11 protein-coding genes are annotated in these 19322 nt (G+C 63.0%); 2 read left to right on the forward strand and 9 right to left on the reverse strand.

What is annotated here, in order from left to right; translation table 11 throughout:
* The first annotated feature begins 211 nt into the window (after positions 1-211).
* Positions 212-1450: a cyclopropane-fatty-acyl-phospholipid synthase family protein gene (locus QPL96_RS00005; protein ID WP_303284763.1), complete on the forward strand. Its 1239-nt coding sequence runs from the start codon at positions 212-214 to the stop codon at positions 1448-1450.
* A gap of 228 nt (positions 1451-1678) precedes the next feature.
* The gene (locus QPL96_RS00010) at positions 1679-3268 is read left to right on the forward strand and encodes an AarF/ABC1/UbiB kinase family protein (protein ID WP_303284765.1); all 1590 of its coding nucleotides are present in this window, start codon (positions 1679-1681) and stop codon (positions 3266-3268) included.
* Positions 3269-3338: 70 nt separating this feature from the next.
* Here the strand turns inward: QPL96_RS00010 and QPL96_RS00015 are convergent, their stop codons facing one another.
* The 9 genes from QPL96_RS00015 to QPL96_RS00055 all read right to left on the reverse strand — a co-directional run bounded on the left by QPL96_RS00015 (position 3339) and on the right by QPL96_RS00055 (position 19309).
* Positions 3339-5750, reverse strand: coding sequence for a phosphoketolase (locus QPL96_RS00015; protein ID WP_303284766.1), 2412 nt, complete (start codon positions 5748-5750; stop codon positions 3339-3341).
* Positions 5751-5800: 50 nt separating this feature from the next.
* Entirely contained in the window at positions 5801-6445 is a 645-nt protein-coding gene (locus QPL96_RS00020) for a DUF998 domain-containing protein (RefSeq protein ID WP_303284767.1), read from the reverse strand.
* Between the two features lie 51 nt (positions 6446-6496).
* A complete protein-coding gene (glgP, locus tag QPL96_RS00025; RefSeq protein ID WP_303284768.1) occupies positions 6497-9043 on the reverse strand; it encodes an alpha-glucan family phosphorylase in 2547 nt (848 codons plus the stop codon).
* Between the two features lie 43 nt (positions 9044-9086).
* Complete coding sequence (gene nhaA / locus QPL96_RS00030) at positions 9087-10268, reverse strand: Na+/H+ antiporter NhaA (protein WP_303284769.1); 1182 nt, start codon at positions 10266-10268, stop codon at positions 9087-9089.
* Entirely contained in the window at positions 10265-12697 is a 2433-nt protein-coding gene (locus QPL96_RS00035) for a cation-translocating P-type ATPase (protein ID WP_303284770.1), read from the reverse strand. Before QPL96_RS00035 ends, nhaA begins: the two co-directional genes overlap by 4 nt.
* Positions 12694-13716, reverse strand: a complete 1023-nt coding sequence (locus tag QPL96_RS00040) for a dihydroorotate dehydrogenase-like protein (RefSeq protein ID WP_008177418.1) — start codon at positions 13714-13716, stop codon at positions 12694-12696. The genes QPL96_RS00035 and QPL96_RS00040 overlap by 4 nt, the downstream gene beginning before the upstream one ends.
* A gap of 72 nt (positions 13717-13788) precedes the next feature.
* Positions 13789-17394 carry a pyruvate:ferredoxin (flavodoxin) oxidoreductase gene (nifJ, locus tag QPL96_RS00045; RefSeq protein ID WP_008177414.1) on the reverse strand — a complete coding sequence of 1202 codons (3606 nt, stop codon included), beginning with the start codon at positions 17392-17394 and terminating at the stop codon, positions 13789-13791.
* Positions 17394-19040, reverse strand: coding sequence for an NAD(P)-binding protein (locus QPL96_RS00050; RefSeq protein ID WP_303284771.1), 1647 nt, complete (start codon positions 19038-19040; stop codon positions 17394-17396). Before QPL96_RS00050 ends, nifJ begins: the two co-directional genes overlap by 1 nt.
* On the reverse strand, positions 19037-19309 hold the full coding sequence (locus tag QPL96_RS00055) for a DUF5676 family membrane protein (RefSeq protein WP_008177412.1): 273 nt from the start codon (positions 19307-19309) through the stop codon (positions 19037-19039). The genes QPL96_RS00050 and QPL96_RS00055 overlap by 4 nt, the downstream gene beginning before the upstream one ends.
* Positions 19310-19322 lie beyond the last annotated feature (13 nt).

Here is a 19322-nt window from a genome sequence, read left to right on the forward strand (position 1 = left end):
CGTGTGCGCAGTCTTCTGTCCACGGCGCGGAAACAGAACCTGGGTGCCTCCGAGGTATTGACGCAGCTGTTTACCGGGCGTGAGCCGGCTTTTATGTCGGCACCGGAACGGGGCTAACAGGGCTTTTTACGGGGAGGCAGCTGAATAGTTACAGTTTACCTACTTCTGAACCCACCGGTACTTGCTGGCAACAGCATGAGGATAAAAAGGCATGAACAGAGAATCTTTATCGGAAAGCCAGCACCTCGGACCCCGGGAAAAGCCCGCGGGGAAAGCGGGTGTTATTCACCTCAATCTTTTTCGGCAGGCGTTGAAATCTCTTCAGTTCGGTTCGCTGTCGCTGACATGGCCAAATGGAGAGACCACGCGCCATGAAGGAAAACAGGGCGGTGCGCATGCGGAAATGACATTACTGCAGTGGGATGTCATTGATCACCTTATCACCCGTGGTGATGTGGGATTCGGAGAAGACTACATGGCAGGCAAATGGTCGACACCCGACTTGCTTGCCCTGATGCGCCTTGCCACAGTGAACATCGTCGTTTTTGACCGGGCCCTGCACACCAGCGTGTGGCTCAGGTTATGGCACTGGTGCAAGCATCGGCTGTTTTCCAATACAGTGAAACGCAGCCGTGAAAATGTCCGTGAACACTATGATTTAGGCAATGACTTTTATCAGCTCTGGCTGGACAGGAGCATGACGTACTCCTGCGCCCTGTTTGGTGGCGACGCGTCCCTTTCGCTTTACGAGGCCCAGAAAGCGAAGTATGAACGGATCCTTCAGCGATTGGCCCCGGAACCGGGAAGCCACATCCTGGAAATAGGCTGCGGCTGGGGCGGTTTTATGGAAATGGCCGCCAAGCACGGGTGCCGTGTGACCGGGGCGACCCTGTCAAGCGAACAGGCAGACTACGCCCGCCAGCGACTGGCCTCCGCCGGATTGGAAGAAAATACCGAAGTTCGTTTGCAGGACTACCGGGAACTGTCGGGACCCTTTGATTACGTGGTATCAATCGGCATGTTTGAACACGTTGGCGAGTCGTATTGGCCTACTTACATGAAGGATGTGCACGACTATCTGAGACCTGGCGGCAAGGCACTGATACAGACCATCACCATTGCCGAGGAGCGATTTGAGCGGTATCGCTCCGGTAACGACTTTTTGCGGGAACATATTTTCCCCGGTGGCATGCTGCCCTCCAGAGAGCGCTTTGAAGCTGTTGCCGCCGATAACCGCCTGGTGGTGAACGATGTGTTCGAGTTCGGGCGGGATTATGCCATTACGCTGGAAAAATGGCTGGCGAACGTCGACGAACAGATACCGGCGATACGGGCGTTGGGGTACAGCGAAATGTTCGTGCGCAAGTGGCGGTTCTACCTGGCCAGCTGTGCCGGCATGTTCCGCGCAGGAGGTATCAACGTGATGCAGGTGGCGTTATCACGAACATAACGAACCTTGTTGACTGCACACACCCGAAATATCCGTGAATGGAAATGCGGCCCTGGTATCGGCTTTCTTCAGGTGCTGACTCTTATCAGGGCAATCAACGGCAACCGAAGATCATCTTGATAAGGTCACCCGGCATTCAACCAGAGCCTGGCTGGCAAACATTATTGCAACCTGGACATCGGCTTCAGGGCGCCGTTATGCTCGGAAGGAATAAGTGAGGATGAATATATGGTGATTTTCAGATTCTTCCAGATCAGCGTTGCGCTGTGGGCGTTTGCAACCTGGTGGTTGCTGGTACGACTGCATCTGCTGCGCCCCGCCGAACACCCCGCGCGGCGCCTGAGCCGGGTGCTCGAACGCCTGGGCACGACCTTTGTCAAGCTCGGCCAGGGCGTAGGCCTGCGCCGGGACCTGCTGCCGGATGAGTACGTCGCGGCCCTGGAGAGCCTGCAGGATCACGTTGCACCCTTTCCGGGCCATATCGCCGTCGCCGAGATCACCCGCGCGTTGGGTGCCCCACCCGGCGAGTTGTTCGCCACCTTCGATGAGACGCCGCTGGCTGCGGCCTCCATTGCCCAGGTGCACGGCGCTCGCCTCAAGGATGGCACCGAGGTAGTGGTCAAGGTCCGCCGACCGGATATCCGCCGTCAGGTGACGCAGGATATACGCCTGCTGCGCCTGACGATCCGCGGCCTGTCACGGATGCTGCCGTTTCTGAGCCGCTACCAGCTACTGGACGTTATCGACGAGGCTGAACAGGATTTGCGGAGGGAAATGGACTTCCGCGAAGAGGCGCGCTCCATGCAGCGCTTCGGCGACGCTTTCCGGGACTCGCCGACAATATACATACCCCTGGTGTTCACAGATCTGTCGACTGACTCGGTACTGGTTCAGGCGCGCAGCGGAGGACAGCGCGTGGACAGCGCCAGTCTCGGCGAACAAGGGCCTGCGCTGGCCCAGGCACTGGTTTCAGCCTATCTGCACCAGTTCTTCGTGCTGGGTCTGTTTCACGGCGACCCCCATCCCGGCAACCTGTTCATCATGGAGGACGGCCGCATCTGCTTTCACGATTTCGGCCTGGTGGGTTACCTGGACCCCGAGTCACGCCGTAACCTGGCGTCCTTCGCGCAGGCCTTCATCCACCAGGATGCTGACTGGCTGCTGGATGCCTACCTGGATATGGGAGTACTGGCCGGGGATATCGATCTCAGGGTCTATCGCGCTGGCCTGGGCAGAGTGCTGGAGGATTATGCCCGCCTGCCGCTGAAGGACTGGTCGTTCGCCGTGGCCTTCATGCGCATCGCACGCCTGGGCCACGGCCGCGACGTGCGCTTCCCGCGCAACCAGATGGTCCTGATGCGCACCCTGTTCCTGATGGAGACAACGGTGCGCAGCCTGGACCCCGGATTCAACCTGCTCGACGGGCTCGCGGGCCAGGCCGAATCCATCGCCAGGACTGCGTTCGAGGAACGCGCGGCCACTGGCAAGGCGCGCCTCACCCACGAAGCCGGCATTGCCCTGCAAGACCTGCCCGACACGCTGGGCAAGTGGCTGCGCCAGGCGCGACAGCAGGGCCTGGAAGTCCAGATACGGCACCGGGGACTCCAGGACCTGGAACAACACCTGGACCGCAGCAGCAATCGCGTGAGCCTGGCGCTGCTGGCGCTGGGCCTGTACATCGCGGGCGCGCTGCTGGCCACGCTGGAATCCGGGTTTCAGCTGGCTGGCATGCCGCTGCCGTCCCTCATCGCATTGGGGCTCGCTTTCTGGGTGACACTGCGCCTGCTGGTTGGCATCTCCCGTTCCGGCCGCCTGTAGCCGGCTGACAGCCCCGGCCACATCTCCCACAGCGGAATGAAAATCCGGACTGCGAGCGCCAGACCTCTCATCAGTTGGTGTGCGGTTGCCCCCATTGCCATTGCGTGACTTCCGGCATATCCACGCCATACTCGGTGATGTAATGCTGGTGCTCGATCAGCCGGTCGCGCAACCACTGCTTGAGATAGGCCGCCCGTGACCCCAGGTGCGGAACCCGATCAATGACATCCGCCACCAGATGGAAACGGTCCATGTCGTTGCGCACCACCATGTCGAACGGCGTGGTGGTGGTGCCTTCCTCCTTGTAGCCTCGCACGTGAAGGTTCTTGTGATTGGTGCGCCGGTAGGTCAGGCGGTGGATCAGCCAGGGGTAACCGTGATAGGCGAAGATGATCGGTTTATCGGTCGTGAACAGGGTGTCGAAGTCCCTGTGTGACAGCCCGTTCGGGTGCTCCGCCTGGTCCTGCAGGGTCATGAGATCCACCACGTTGATCACGCGCACCCGGAGCTCGGGCAGGTGGCGGCGCAAAATATCCACCGCCGCCAGGACCTCCAGGGTCGGCACGTCGCCGGCACAGGCCATCACCACATCCGGCTCGCAGCCCTGGTCGTTACCGGCCCACTCCCAGATGCCGATGCCTGCGCTGCAGTGCTTGATGGCGGCATCCATACCAAGCCACTGGGGCTGAGGCTGCTTGCCGGCCACGATCACATTAACGAGATTGCGCGAGCGCAGGCAGCAGTCGGTCACGCACAGCAGGGTGTTGGCATCAGGCGGCAGATAGACACGGATAACGTCGGCCTTCTTGTTCACCACGTGATCGATAAAGCCGGGGTCCTGGTGCGAGAAACCGTTGTGGTCCTGGCGCCAGACATGCGAAGTCAGCAGATAATTGAGCGAGGCGATGGGGCGGCGCCAGGGGATCTCCTTACTGGTAACCTTGAGCCATTTGGCATGCTGGTTGAACATCGAGTCGATGATGTGGATAAATGCCTCATAGCAGGAAAACAGCCCGTGCCTGCCGGTCAGCAGATACCCTTCCAGCCAGCCCTGGCAGGTGTGCTCGGAGAGGATCTCCATGACCCGGCCGTCCGGCGCCAGGTGATCGTCTTCCGGCAGGGTCTCGGCCATCCAGGCACGGTCGGTCACCTCGAACAGCGAACCAAGGCGGTTGGAGTTGGTCTCGTCCGGACCCATAACGCGGAAGTTCCGCGTCTCCGTGTTCAGTTGCATGACATCGCGCAGGTAGCCGCCCATGATCCGGGTCGATTCCGCCTGTTCCGTGCCGGGGCTGGCCACCGCAACGGCATATTCGCGGAAGCCGGGCAGTTGCAGGTCCCTGAGCAGCAGTCCGCCGTTGGCATGGGGGTTGGCGCCCATGCGCCGGTCGCCGCTTGGTGCCAGTGCCGCCAGCTCCGGTTGCAGGGCGCCGTTTGCGTCGAACAGCTCCTCGGGACGATAGCTCTTCATCCAGTCCTCAAGTAGTTTGAGGTGCTCCGGCTTGCCCACCAGCTCGGCGAAAGGCACCTGATGCGAACGCCAATACCCTTCCGTTTTCCGGCCATCGACTTCCTTCGGTCCGGTCCAGCCCTTGGGCGTACGGAGGATGATCATCGGCCAGCGCGGGCGCTGGACCGCACCCTTGGCCCGGGCTTCGTTCTGGATGGCCCGGATCTCGCCGATCACCGTGCCCAAGGTCGCCGCCATACGCTGGTGCATCTGTGCGGGCTCGTCGCCCTCGACGAAATAAGGCCGGTAGCCGTAGCCGATGAACAGGCTCTCCAGCTCCTCGCGGGGAATGCGCGCCAGCACGCTGGGATTGGCTATCTTGTAGCCGTTCAGGTGCAGGATTGGCAGTACCGCGCCGTCCTGCGCGGGGTTGAGAAATTTATTTGAATGCCAGGCGGTGGCAAGTGGTCCGGTCTCGGCCTCGCCGTCACCCACCACGCAGGCGGCGATGAGATCCGGGTTATCGAACACCGCACCATAGGCATGGGACAGGGAGTAACCGAGCTCGCCGCCTTCGTGGATGGAGCCCGGAGTTTCTGGCGCCACGTGGCTAGGCACGCCGCCGGGAAACGAGAACTGCCTGAACAGCCGCTGCATGCCGGCGGCGTTCTGCGGAATATTCGGATAGGCCTCACTGTAGCTGCCTTCCAGCCAGGTGTTGGCAACCAGGCCCGGCCCGCCGTGCCCGGGGCCTGTGATGTAAATGACGCTCAGATCCAGCGCTCTGATCATCCGGTTCAGGTGCACGTAAATGAAGTTGAGCCCGGGCGTGGTACCCCAGTGTCCCAATAAGCGTGCCTTGACGTGCGCCAGGGTCAGCGGCTCGGTAAGCAGTGGGTTGTCACGCAGGTAGATCTGCCCCACCGAGAGGTAGTTGGTCGCACGCCAGTAGGCATCCATCCGGCGGAGTTCGTCCGCCGCCAGCGGACACGTCTCGACACCGGCTTGTTCGGTTTGTATGGATTGTTTCAAGATCAGGTCCTCCACGAGAATAAGGGATGGAAGTGCTTCAGGTCACAGCCCTATGCGGGCAGGCTCAGCTTTTGTTGCGGCCGGATGATTTGCACACCAGCCCAGACTTCCCAGACCAGGAAAACCGCCAGTGCGACACGCTCGGCCAGGCCCGGCGCGATATCCAGCTGAATGGCAATCACGAACACTGTCAGCGCCGTCGCCGCGATCGCCGACAGCGCCAGCGAGACGGCACGCCGGCGGCGCCAGACGCGCTGACGGCGAAAGGCCGCCGAAAACACGAACAGCGCGGCGAGTTCCAGTGCAAACGCCGTGCTGGCAGCCGCCCGGTGTAACTGCCCGGACACACTTGGCGCCTGACCAGGTGCCTCGACGGGAAACAACGCCACCAGCAGAATACCAACCGAGGCCAGGCCCAACAGCGTTACTGCCCAGGTTCGCCACCGCCCCGGACGCAGCGCGCCACGCAGGCCCAGGGCCAGCGCCAGATTGCCCCCGCCGTGAGCAAACCCGCCGACCATGAACAGCCAGCCGAACGGCTGGTTAGCCAGGTCGCTGACATAATCGTCCGTCCAGCCGACCCCGCTGCCGGTCAGGTGCAGGGCAATAATTGACGTCCCGAACACTGCAACTCCCGCCAGCCCCAGAAGCGCAAGCCGGCGCACCGGCCATGAAAACGTGTATTCCCTCGCCATATTCGATTCCATCTTTCCTGAGCGTCTACCCCCTACCCGAACGCCCCGCCCTCACCGCTGCCACAGGATGTGAGCAGCTTCCAGAGGAGCCGCCACGCCATCGTGATACGGTATAAGCCGCGCCGTATAGTCCGTCGCCGGGCGGGCCGTGGGCACACCTGCGCGATAGGTGTAACGGCTTTTCCCGTTCGCCGGTTGCCCTACGCGCAGCATTTCCACCCGTTCGGGTACGCCACCGTCGGTGCCATCGGCATACAGCTCAACCCGAACAGCCTTCGGATCAAGGTCATCGAGGTACACCTGAACCTCAAAGGCGTGTTGCTCGCCCTCAGGCTCGACCTTCACGTCGCCGAAGCGTATCGCGGCCCATTTTTGGTCGAGCGCGCGGCGCCATTCCACCAACTCCACGCCGATTACGCCTTTGCCAGCCGCACGCTCAGTGTAGGCAGCGGCGGCCGGAAGGTAGTGTTGCTCGGTGTATTCACGCACCGTACGATTGGTGGAAAAGCGCGGCGTCAACCGCGCCATGCTCTCGCGCATCCGGTTCACCCAGGCGGCAGGAATACCCTGTTCATCACGAGTATAGAACTCGGGGATCACTTCGCGTTCGAGCAGGTCGTAAAGCGCATTGGCTTCAGCCACATCCCGGGCCGGATCGTCGCCATGTTCCTGGCCGTCCCCCAGTGCCCACCCCACATCGGGCGTGTAGGCTTCGGCCCACCAGCCGTCCAGTTCCGACAGATTGATACCACCATTGACAAGTACCTTCATCCCACTGGTGCCACTGGCCTCCCAGGGCCGGCGAGGCGTATTGAGCCAGACGTCCACACCCTGCACCAGGTGCTCCGCCAAGTGCATGTCATAGTCGCTGAGGAAGATCACCCGGGAGCGTACCTCGGGCCGCCGGATGAAATGCATCCACTGCTGGATCAGGGCCTGGCCTTCCCGGTCCTGCGGATGGGCCTTGCCGGCCATAATGAGCTGCACCGGGCGTTCGGGGTCAGTCAGCAGGCGCAACAGGCGCTCCGGATCATGCAGCAGCAGGTTCGGCCTCTTATAGGTGGCGAAGCGACGGGCGAAGCCCAGCGTCAGTACGCCGGGATCAAACAGCTGTTTCGCAGCATCAGCGGCCTCGGGCGCCTCGCCGGAGGCGGCCAGCTCCCGGGATAATCGATCACGGACATATTCAACCACGGCCCTGCTGCCGGCCTGGCGAAATTGCCACAGACTGGCATCTGAGAGGGCGCGAATGTGCTGCTCATGGGCTTCCGTCGTCCCCAGCCAGCGATCCTTGCCACAAGCCCGGGTCCAAAGGTCATCCGCCGCCGCCGAATCCCAGGTCGGCATATGAACGCCGTTAGTCACGTGTGCGACTGGCACCTCATCCACCGGCCAGCGTGGAAACAGCGGCGCAAACAGGTGCCGGCTCACCTTGCCATGCAGGTGGCTCACGCCATTCACCGCTCCGCTGCCACGGATCGCCAGATACGCCATATTGAAATCCTCGGCCGGATCGTCCGGATTCCGGCGACCCAGCGCCAGCAAATCCTGGAGCGTAATACCGAGCTGGTTGCTTGCGTATCCACCCAGACAGTGTTCGATGAGGCCCGGTGCGAAACGGTCGAAGCCGGCGGCCACCGCCGTGTGGGTGGTGAAAAGATTACCCGCGCGCGTGGCGGCCAGTGCGACATCAAAGGGCTGCCCGGTCTGCTGCATGAAACTGCGCGCGCGCTCCAGCACGGCGAGTGCCGCATGCCCTTCGTTCAGATGACAGACTTCCGGTTCGATGCCGAGCGCGGCGAGCAGCCGCCAGCCGCCGACTCCGAGAATCACTTCCTGCATCAGGCGCTGATGTGGCGCCCCGCCATACAGTTCACTGGTTATTCCGCGGTACGGCGGGTAGTTCGCCGCATCATTACTGTCCAGGAGATAAAGCTTCACCCGGCCGACCTGAACCTGCCAGGCACGCAACCAGATCGCGTGCACGGGCAGGTCGAGCTGTATCCGCAACCACTCCCCGTCGGGACGGCGCAACGGCGTAATCGGCAACTGGCCCGGATCGTTAAACGGGTAGAGGGCCTGTTGCGCGCCGTCCCGGTCGATCAGTTGGCGAAAATAACCTTGTTGATAAAGCAGCCCCACGCCGATCACCGGAACGCCCAGATCGCTGGCGGCCTTGAGCTGATCACCGGCCACATTGCCCAGCCCGCCGGAGTAAATGGGCAACGCCTCACCCAGCATGAACTCCATGCTGAAATAGGCAACACAGGTCAAAGACGAGTGCGGATAGGTTTGCTGAAACCACGCCGGCGCCTGAGAAGCATCTCGCCGGCTTTGCACCAGATCCTCGGTTTTTTTGCGGAAAACGGGATCGGCCAGAACACCCTCGAGCTTCTCCCGCGAGACCGTCTGCAGGACAACCCAAGGGTTCTTGGTCAACTCCCAGAGGTCGGGGTCCAGCTGTCGCCACACCCGGTCGGTGGCATGATTCCACGACGAACGCATATCAAGGGCCATCTCGGCCAGAACATCGAATCCCTCGACATCCGTATGCAACAGGCCGTATAGCGGCTGGCTGACAGGGGTTTCATTATTCATTGGGTCTCCTTCCTTTTTAGGCCGGGGCCTGCGCCCGCCGGAGTCAGCTGTGCTCCGGGGGATTAAACCGTGGGTGCGTGGCCTTCATCAGGACCACCACGCCGGCGACCGCCGACAGCAGCGAGCCCGCAATCACACTGAGACGGGCGCTGCGAAACGCCTCCGGATCGGGGAAGGCGAGGCCGGCGATGAACAGGCTCATGGTGAAGCCGATGCCGGCGACCATGGCCACGCCGGCGAGCTGACCCCAGCTCACCGACTCTGGAAGTCTTGCCACCCCTAGCCGCACCGAAAGCCAGGTGAAGCCAAAGATACCCAGCGGTTTCCCGACGAACAGCCCTAGCAAGATCCCCAGCGACGTCGGAGAGGCCAGCGTGGCTGCACTCGCCAGCGTCAGCACAATGCCGGAGTTGAAGAACGCGAAGATGGGTACCACGCCGAGCGCCACCCACGGCTGAAGCGCCTGTTCCGCATCTTTCAGCGGCGAGAAAGAGCGGCCGCCCTGCCTGGCCCGCATGGGAATCGCCAGGCCTATGGCCACCCCGGCCAGCGTCGCATGAACACCGGACTTGAGCACGGCGACCCAGAGAAACACACCCACGACGACGTAAGCCCCGGTACGGGTGACCTTGAAGACATTGAGCGCCACCAGGGCCGCAATCCCCAGGGCCGCCAGCACCAGCGATGTTGTGGCGAGCTGCTCGGTATAGAACAACGCGATGATGACGATTGCCCCCAGGTCATCGAAGATCGCCACCGCTGTCAGGAACACCTTGAGCGAGACCGGCACACGTGGGCCAAGCAGCACGAGCACGGTCAACGCCAGCACCGCGTCGGTAGCGGCGGGAATCGCCCAGCCGCGCATGGCCTCCGGATCGCCGGCGTTGAACACTGTATAGATCAGCGCCGGGACAGCCATGCCGCCGAGGGCGGCGAAACCGGGTGTGGCAATCGCCTTGGGTGTCGCCAGTTGTCCTTCCAGCACCTCGCGTTTCAGCTCCAGGGCAATGAGCAGGAAAAAAAACACCATCAGCCCATCATTGATCCAGAGGATGATGGGCTTGTCGATGGCAAACTCACCGACGCGCAAGGACACCGGTAAATGGTGGATAATGTCATACCAGGCTTGCGCGGGCGAATTGTCGATCAGCAGCGCAAGCAGCATTGCTGCGAGCGTCGTCAGGCCTGCGATGAGCTGCAGGCGCGACAGAGCCCCGGAGCTCACCCCGGATTCCCCTCAAAACTTGTCATAGTTGCAGCACTTTCAGTACTTGCCGAGGCGGAGCCGGACCGGAACGTGCGGATGCCCTCCAGCCGCGTGCGCTTGAGCAGCAGGGCATTCACCGCCACCAGTGCCGAGCTGCCGGACATGGCGATCGCCGCCACCGTGGGACTCAGCACCAGTGGATAGAATACGCCCGCCGCCGCCGGGAAGGCGACAACATTGTAGGCCACGGCCCAGAACAGGTTCTGGTGCATCTTGCGCAGGGTGGCGCGCGACAGCTCAATGGCCCCGAGCACGTCGTAGGGATCGCTCTTCATCAACACCACATCGGCACTTTCCATGGCCACGTCGGTGCCGGCGCCGATGGCAAAACCCACCTCCGCCTGGGTCAGTGCCGGGGCGTCATTGACGCCGTCGCCCACCATGCCAACCTTCTTGCCCTGAGCCTGGAGTTCCTTGATTTTGTCCGCCTTTTGCCCCGGCAGTACATCGGCGATCACCGTGCCGATGCCCAACTCCCCGGCGATGCGCTCGGCGGTGGCCTGGTTGTCGCCGGTGAGCATGGCCACCTCCACGCCGCGTTCCCGCATCTTCCTGACCATCGCCGCAGCGGTGGGTCTCGGCGCATCGGCAATGGCAATGAGGCCGACCAGTTTCCCATCCCGGGCGACATGCACCGCGGTTTGCCCCGCACTCTGAAGACGAGCCGCCTCGTCCTTCAGGCTCGCCATATCGACCGTTTCTTCGTCCATCAGCCGGCGGTTGCCGAGCAGGACGGTCTTGCCGCCAACCTCGGCCCGGGCACCCTTGCCCTCGATGTTGGTGAAGCCGGTCAGCGGTTCGAGTTGCAATCCTTCGGCCCGCCTCTGAATGGCCTGGGCCAGGGGGTGGTCCGAACCCTGCTCCACGGTTCCAGCCAGAGCGAGGAGCGCCTCCTCGGTGCTGTCCGCCGCCACGACGACTTCGACCACCTGGGGCTCGCCCAGGGTCAGGGTGCCGGTCTTGTCGAACACCACGATATCCAGCCGGGTGGCATCCTCAAGTGCCGAGGCGTTCTTGAACAGAATGCCGTTCTTGGCGCCCAGGCCGGTGCCTACCATCACCGCCATGGGCGTGGCAAGACCCAGGGCGTCCGGGCAGGCGATGACGAACACAGTGATGGTCAGGGTCACGGCGAATAGCAGCGTCTGGCCGAGCAACCAGAACCAGACGGCGAAGGTGAGCAGGCCAACTACAATGGCGATCACCACCAACCACTGGGAGGCCTTGTCCGCCAGCAGCTGTGCCGGCGCCTTGGAATTCTGCGCCTCCTGCACCAGCTTGACAATCTGCGCCAGGGCCGTATCGGAACCCACCTTGGTGGCGCGATACCTGAAGCTGCCACTCTTGTTGATGGTGGCACCGATCACCGTATCGCCAGGTTTCTTCTCCACTGGCATGGACTCGCCGGTGAGCATGGACTCATCCACCTGGGACTCGCCCTCCAGTACCTCGCCGTCCACCGGGATCTTGTTGCCGGGGCGGATCACGACGATGTCGTCCTTCAATACCTCGGCCGTGGGAATCTCCTGTTCCTGGCCATCACGCAGCACCGTCGCCTTGGGTGGTGCCAGGTCCATCAACGACCGGATGGCGTCCGAGGCCCCGGCGCGGGCGCGCATCTCCAGCCAGTGGCCAAGCAGGATGAACACCAGCAGCACCGCCACCGCCTCGAAAAATTGCACACCCGGGAAAAAGAGCGTGGAACCGATGCTGAACAGGTAGCCGGTGCCCACCGACAGCACCACCAGCACCGCCATGTTGAGCACGCCATTTTTCAGCGCGCGCCAGGCGGCAACAAAGAATGGCCAGCTTGGCCAGAGCACCGCGATGCTTGCGAGAATTAACAGCCAGAGGTCAAGCCGCAGCCCGAAGGGCGGCGCCGGCGGGTCGAACAGCCCGCCCATGGGGGAATAAATAAAAATCGGTATGGTGAAGATCAGGCAAACCCAGAAACGGTTGCGCATGTCGCGCACCATCGCCTGCATGCCCATGCCTCCGCCGTGACCCATCTCTTCGGCCATCTCGTCCTTGGCGCCGGTATGCTGGCCGTGTTCAGCAGGGTGGGCCCCATTGTCGTGGGCGGCGGCAGCATGGGAGGTATGGGCATGGCCACGCACCGCCTTATCCCCCGCCTCACCCGACTGGTCCCGCCGGTCGCATATATGCCTGGGTAACTGTTCTCCGGAACAGTGATAGCCGCACTCGTGTATCCGGGCCTTGATGGCCTCAAGATCGACCTTGACCTCATCGTAAGTGACCGTCGCGCTGCCGGCCACATAGTTGACCTCGGCTTTCTTGACGCCAGGCAACCTCAACAACTGCTTCTCCACGCCCTGGGCACTCAGTGCCGATAACAGACCGCCGACTTCCAGTGTGCTGGTCTTCATGGTTTGCCTCCTGCGGCATATTTGTGGGGGATCCTGTAACTTTGCAACATGTGCCTGTAAGCAGCCCGTTCGAAGGCCATTGCGTCCTTCAGGTGCAACTGACTCATGCGGCCACGGATATCGCCGAGCGAGTCAATGCCGCGTGCGGACAGCAAGGCGGTCAAGCCGTCGATGAGAGTCCGCATATGTTCGGGGCCGTGGCGCAGCAAGGCGGCGGTGGTCATGACCACGTCCGCACCGGCCAGCAGATATTTGAACACATCTTCCGCCGACTCCACCCCGGTGCTGGCAGCCAGGGCCGCCGGAATACGTCCATGGAGCACGGCAACCCACAACAGTGGCAGCCGCATCTCCGCCGGCGTGCTGAGCTCAAGATCCAGCGACAGCCGTAGCGTCGCGACATCGATGTCGGGTGGGTAGATCCGGTTGAACAGTACCAATGCGTCCGCACCGGCCTCGGCGAGCGCCCGGGCCATCGCCCCCGGCGCACTGAAGCAGGGGCCGATCTTGACCGCAACCGGGATCGTAACCGCCCCCTTCACCGCCGCCAGGATGTCGAGATGGCGCTGCTCGACGTCGCGACCTGCCATCGCCAGATCGGTCGGGACAAAGTAGATATTGAGCTCTATCGCATCGGCGCCGGCGTCCTGCAGCCCGCGCGCATAGTCGACCCAGCCGGACTGCGAGACACAGTTCAGACTGGCAATCACCGGGATGCCGAGCGCCTCCTTGGCTCGGCGCACCATGTCGAGATAACGCTCCGGCCCAAAGCCGCAGCCACCGTGGCCCGGAAAAAAGCTCAGTGCCTCGGCGCATCCGTCCGCCGTCCCTTCGGTGCGATGTTCAAACTCATCCCGCTCCGCGAGAATCTGCTCCTCGAAGATCGACGGCAGCACGACGGCGCCGGCACCGGCATTTTCAAGCCGGCAGAGCTGGTCGAGATCGCCATTCAGCGGTGATGCCGAAGCGACCAGCGGATTGCGCAGGCGCAGCCCCATGTAATGGGTCGTCAAGTCCATAGGCCATTCTCCATCTTTGGGTTATCCCTGTTCCAGAATGCAAGTATTCACGACCGTTGTGTCACCGTTATGTCACCCTTGTGTCACACCGGGCTCGTCGATGACCGGATGGAAACACTGGCTACCGCGACTGGCCAGTTCCTCGTACTGCCGATATTTCTCGGTCACGACCTGCTGTGCCTTGGCCAGCAGCGCCTCGGCCGCGTCCGGATCCGTATGGGCAAGCGCCCGGTAGCGCAATTCGTTGTAGGCGTACGCCTTGAACGGGATTGTCGGTCGTGGTGAGTCGAGCCGGAATGGCCGTTCGCCAATGGTGTGCATGGCCGGGTTGAAACGGAACAGCGGCCAGTAGCCGCTCGCGGTCGCCAGATCCTGCTGCTGCATACCGTGGCGCAGATCAAAGCCGTGCGCGATGCAGTGGCTGTACGCGATGATCAACGACGGGCCAGGCCAGGCCTCGGCCTCGCGGAAGGCAAGTAGCGTGTGCTGAGGATTGGCGCCCATCGCCACCTGCGCGACATAGACGTCGCCGTAGGCGATTGCCTGTAATGCCAGATCCTTGCGGGCCACGCGCTTGCCGCCGGCGGCAAACTTGGCGACCGCGCCGAGCGGCGTCGCCTTGGACGCCTGGCCGCCGGTATTGGAGTAAACCTCGGTGTCCAGCACCAGCACGTTGACGTCGCGACCACTCGCCAGCACCTGATCGAGTCCGCCGAAACCGATATCATAAGCCCAGCCGTCGCCGCCAACGATCCAGACACTGCGGCGCAGAAGATGGTCGACAACCGATGACAGGTCGGCGGCGGTTTCGTCATCCAGAGTGGCAAGCGTGCGCTTCAGCTCTTCGATACGGCTGCGCTGGGCGCGGAGCTCGGATTCGCGCAGTTGCGGCGCATCGAGGATCGAACGGGCGAGTTCCTCACCCACTTTCGGCGCCAACCGGCGCAACAACGTTCTCGCCAGCTCGAGGTGCTGATCGGCGGCAAGACGGAATCCCAGCCCGAACTCGGCGTTGTCTTCAAACAGGGAGTTCGACCAGGCCGGCCCCCGTCCGCCCTCGTCCCTGGTCCAGGGCGTGACCGGCAGGTTGCCACCGTAGATCGACGAACAGCCGGTGGCATTGGCGATCTGCAGGCGGTCGCCGAAGAGTTGCGACAGGAGTTTGAGGTAGGGTGTCTCGCCGCAGCCGCCGCAGGCGCCGGAGAACTCGAACAGCGGCTGCAGAAACTGAACACCACGGACGTTGGCGAAATCGATGCGCGCGCGGTCATTCACCGGCAGCGCCTCAAAGAAGGCGATGCTTTCGCGCGAGCTTTCGAGGATCGGCGCCTTGGGCCCAAGGTTGATTGCCTTCACCCCGGGGTTGAGCGGGCTGTGCGCCGGGCAGACCTCGACACAGATACCGCAGCCCGTGCAGTCTTCGACGTAGACCTCCAGCGAGAAGCGGACATCGGGATTGCCGCGTGAATTGACCGGTGCCGACTTGAAGTCAGCCGGCGCACCGTCCAGCTCGCTCTGGCCATAGTACTTCGACCGGATCACGCTGTGCGGGCAGGCAAAGCCGCACTGGCCGCACTGAATGCACAAGTCCGGCTCCCACACCGCCACATCATCGGAAATGTTGCGCTTCTCGAACGCCGCGGTGCCGGACGGGAAGGTGCCGTCGGCGGGCAACTGACCGACGCGGAGCTCGTCGCCCAGGCCGAGCATCATCATGGCGGTGACTTCATGCACGAATGGCGGCGCCCGGTCCGGCACGACCGGTGGCCGGTCGAACAGACTGGTCGCCGCGCCCGGAACGGCCACTTCGAACAACTGCGCCAGCGTCTGGTCCACGGCCGCGAAATTCTTTCGCACCACGTCGGCGCCCTTGACGCCATAGCTTTTCTCGATCGACTGCTTGATCCGTTGTATCGCCTCGTCACGGGGCAGCACCCCTGAGATGGCGAAAAAACAGGTTTGCAGCACGGTGTTGATACGCCCGCCCAGACCGGCATCGCGCGCGACTTTCGAGGCGTCGATCACATAAAAGCGCAGCTTCCTGTCCAGAATCTGCCGTTGCAGTGATCGCGGCAGGCTGTTCCATACCGAGTCCGGTCCATGGGGTGTGTTGAGCAGGAAGGTTCCGCCTTCGGCGGCCAGCCGCAGCACATCGATGCGATCAAGAAAACCTGCCTGGTGGCAGGCGATGAAGTTGGCCGATTCGATCAGGTACGGAGCGCGGATCGGCTGTTTTCCAAAACGCAAGTGTGAGACAGTCTGTGCGCCCGATTTGTGCGAATCGTAAACGAAATACCCCTGGGCGTAGCGCCCAGGCTCCGCGGCGAGGATTTTCACGCTGTTTTTGTTGGCACCGACTGTGCCGTCGGCACCCAGGCCATAGAAGAGCGCGCGTACCACGTCGTCGCGCTCAAGCGAGAATGCGGCGTCTACCGGCAGGCTGGTGTGAGCAACATCGTCCTCAATGCCGACCGTGAAGCCGTTCTTCGGTTCAGGCAGCTTCAGCTCGTCAAACACGGCCTTGACCTGGGCCGGGTTGAAGTTCTTTGAACCCAGGCCGTAGCGCCCGCCGATCACCCGCGGCAGGACTGCGCGCGTGCCGTCGGTGACCGCCCGGGCCAGGGCCGCGACCACATCAAGATAGAGTGGCTCGCCGGGCGCCCCCGGCTCCTTGCTCCTGTCCAGCACCGCGATGGCACGGCAGGTCTCGGGCAAGGCTGCGAGGAAGTGCCCGACCGCGAACGGACGGTAGAGCCGCACCTGCAGCACGCCCACCCTCTCCCCGGCACGCCCCAGGAAATCAGAGGTCTCGCGCGCGGTTTCCGCCGCCGACCCCATCAGTACTATGACCCGCTCGGCGTCGGGTGCCCCCTCATACTCGAACAGGCGGTAGGCTCGGCCGGTGAGCGCAGCAAAGCGATCCATACTGGCCTGCACGATCTCCGGCACTCGCGCATAGTAGGGATTACAGGCCTCGCGCGCCTGGAAAAAGGTGTCGGGATTATGGGACGTGCCACGCACCACCGGATGTTCCGGCGTCAGGGCGCGCGCCCGGTGTGCGCGCACAAGGTCTTCGCGGATCATTGCCCGGATGTGCTCATCAGACACCAGACTCAGGTTGTTCACTTCGTGCGAGGTCCGGAAGCCGTCAAAGAAATGCAGGAAGGGAACCCGCGCCTCGAGCGTTGCCGCCTGCGTAACCAGCGCCATGTCGTGGGCCTCCTGCACCGAGCCGGAGGACAGCAGCGCAAAACCGGTCCCGCGGGCGGCCATGACATCGGAATGGTCACCAAAGATCGACAGCGCGGAGGTCGCCAGTGCGCGGGCCGCCACATGAAATACGGTCGGGGTCAGCTCGCCCGCGATCTTGTACATGTTCGGCAGCATCAGCATCAGCCCCTGGGAGGCCGTGAAGGTGGTCGTCATGGCACCCGACTGCAGCGCGCCGTGAACAGCGCCGGCGGCACCGCCCTCGCTCTGCATTTCCTGCACCACAGGAACGCTGCCCCAAAGGTTGGTCATCCCCCGGGCCGCCCACTCGTCCGCCAGCTCCGCCATGGACGAGGCAGGGGTGATGGGATAAATCGCACACACTTCGTTAGTGCGATAGGCAACGCGGGCAACCGCGCTGTTGCCGTCCAGGGTCTCGGTCCGGAGTCTGTCGGTTTCGTGGTTCATTACTTGTCATCCTCCCGGACCGGTTCGGGAATTATGCTGATCGCGTGGGTTGGGCAGGTCTCGTAGCACACCTCACAGCCAGTGCACCGATCATAAAGAAAGCGATAGCGCCGGCCCGGCCCCAGCTTCTCGATCGCCTGCTCAGGGCAGGCAGCGTAACACTGATCGCACTCGAAACAGTTGCCGCAGGAAAGGCATCGTTGTGCCTCATAGCGAGCCTCGGTGCTGCCCAGCCCTGACAGTACCTCGGTGAAATTGCCGGCACGGGCCTCGACTGGTAGCACCTGCTGCGCCTTCGGTTCGGCGTCGCTGTAGATTGGCAGGTTCAGCATGTCGAACGTGGCGAGCCGGTGTTTCTCGGGGGGCTGAAAGCTGCCCCCGTGCAGCCAGGCATCAATGTGCCGTGCCGCTTTCTTGCCGTGCCCGACCGCGGCCGTCACACTCCGTTCGCCCGGCACCAGGTCGCCGCCGGCGAAAATTCCGGGGTGAGCGGTCATCATGTTTTCCGCAACCACGACCGTGCCGTCGGGCTGGAATTCGACCCCCGGGATCTTGCGGAGGAAGCCACTATCGCTCTGTTGCCCAAGGGCCAGCACGACCGCGTCTGCTTCGAGCGTCTCAAACTGGCCGGTCGGTTGCGGCCGCCCGTCCGGATCCAGCTCCATGCGCTCAACGCGCAGCGATGGCCCGGCGATTTCCTTGATGCTGGTGAGCCATTGAATCCTGACGCCCTCCTCAAGCGCCTCGTCCGCCTCAAAAGCATGGGCAGGCATGTGCGCCCGGTCGCGGTGGTAGACAATTACTGCCTCCTCGGCACCCAGGCGCTTCGCTGTGCGCGCGGCGTCCATCGCCGTGTTGCCGCCGCCATAAACCACCACTCGCCGGCCGAGCTGCAACTGCCCGCCGGCACCAACCTCACGCAGGAGTGTGACGGCATCGAGCACACGGGCAGCATCGCGCGCCGGAATGTCAACATGTTTCGAGGCATGCGCACCGATGGCGACGAACGCCGCATCGAAGCCACCCGACGTCTGCTCCGCAAGCAGGTCCTCAACCTTGTGACCGAGGACAATCTTGACGCCCATCGCCACAATCCGCCGCACCTCCTGCATGAGCACCTCGCGCGGCAGCCTATAGGCGGGAATGCCGAAGTGCAGCATGCCGCCGGGCTGCGAACCGGCGTCGCGGATCTCCACGGCATGCCCCAGCCGCGCGAGGTGATAGGCGGCCGAGAGTCCACTCGGTCCCGCGCCAACCACCAGAACGCACTTGCCCGAGGCCGGCGCCTCGACTGGCAGTTGCCAGCCTTCCTGTGTGGCAAGGTCGCCCAGAAACCGCTCAACGGCGTGAATGGAGACCGCGCTGTCGAGTGCGCCGCGGTTGCATCGGGTTTCGCACGGGTGATAGCAGACCCGCCCGTGGATCGCCGGAAAGGGGTTGTCCCGGGTAAGAGTGAGCCAGGCTTCACGGTAGCGGCCCGAGCGCACCTGCTCGAGCCAACCCTGGATGTTCTCGCCAGCCGGGCAGGCCTGGTTGCAGGGCGGCAGGAGGTCCTCGTAGACGGGCCGCCGCGTACGTGTCGGCCCGGTGCCCCGCTCGGCAAGAAGGTCTATGAGCGGTGTCACGTCGGCGGGAGGCTCAATCATTTTGCCTCCCGCCGGGCGTTGAAGCGGCGATAAAGCCAGTTGTAGATCGGGCAGAACACCAGCCCCGCATAGGCGCCGTATAGAAAACTCTCAACCAAGCCTAGCAGGAATCCCCACCAGGTCAGCCACTTGAATGCCGGCAGTACCTGCTCAAGGAATGTGTGCATGTGCACGCTTTGGGGTGTCACCAGTCCGTAGATAACGCAGACGATGAAGGTGACCGCTGTGAAAAGCCCCAGCGCCCAGGCAACCAGTCTTGTATTAAGCATGCTCTACCCCCCG

The sequence above is a fragment of the Marinobacter sp. SS8-8 genome (assembly GCF_030540945.1).
Taxonomy (GTDB): Bacteria; Pseudomonadota; Gammaproteobacteria; order Pseudomonadales; family Oleiphilaceae; genus Marinobacter.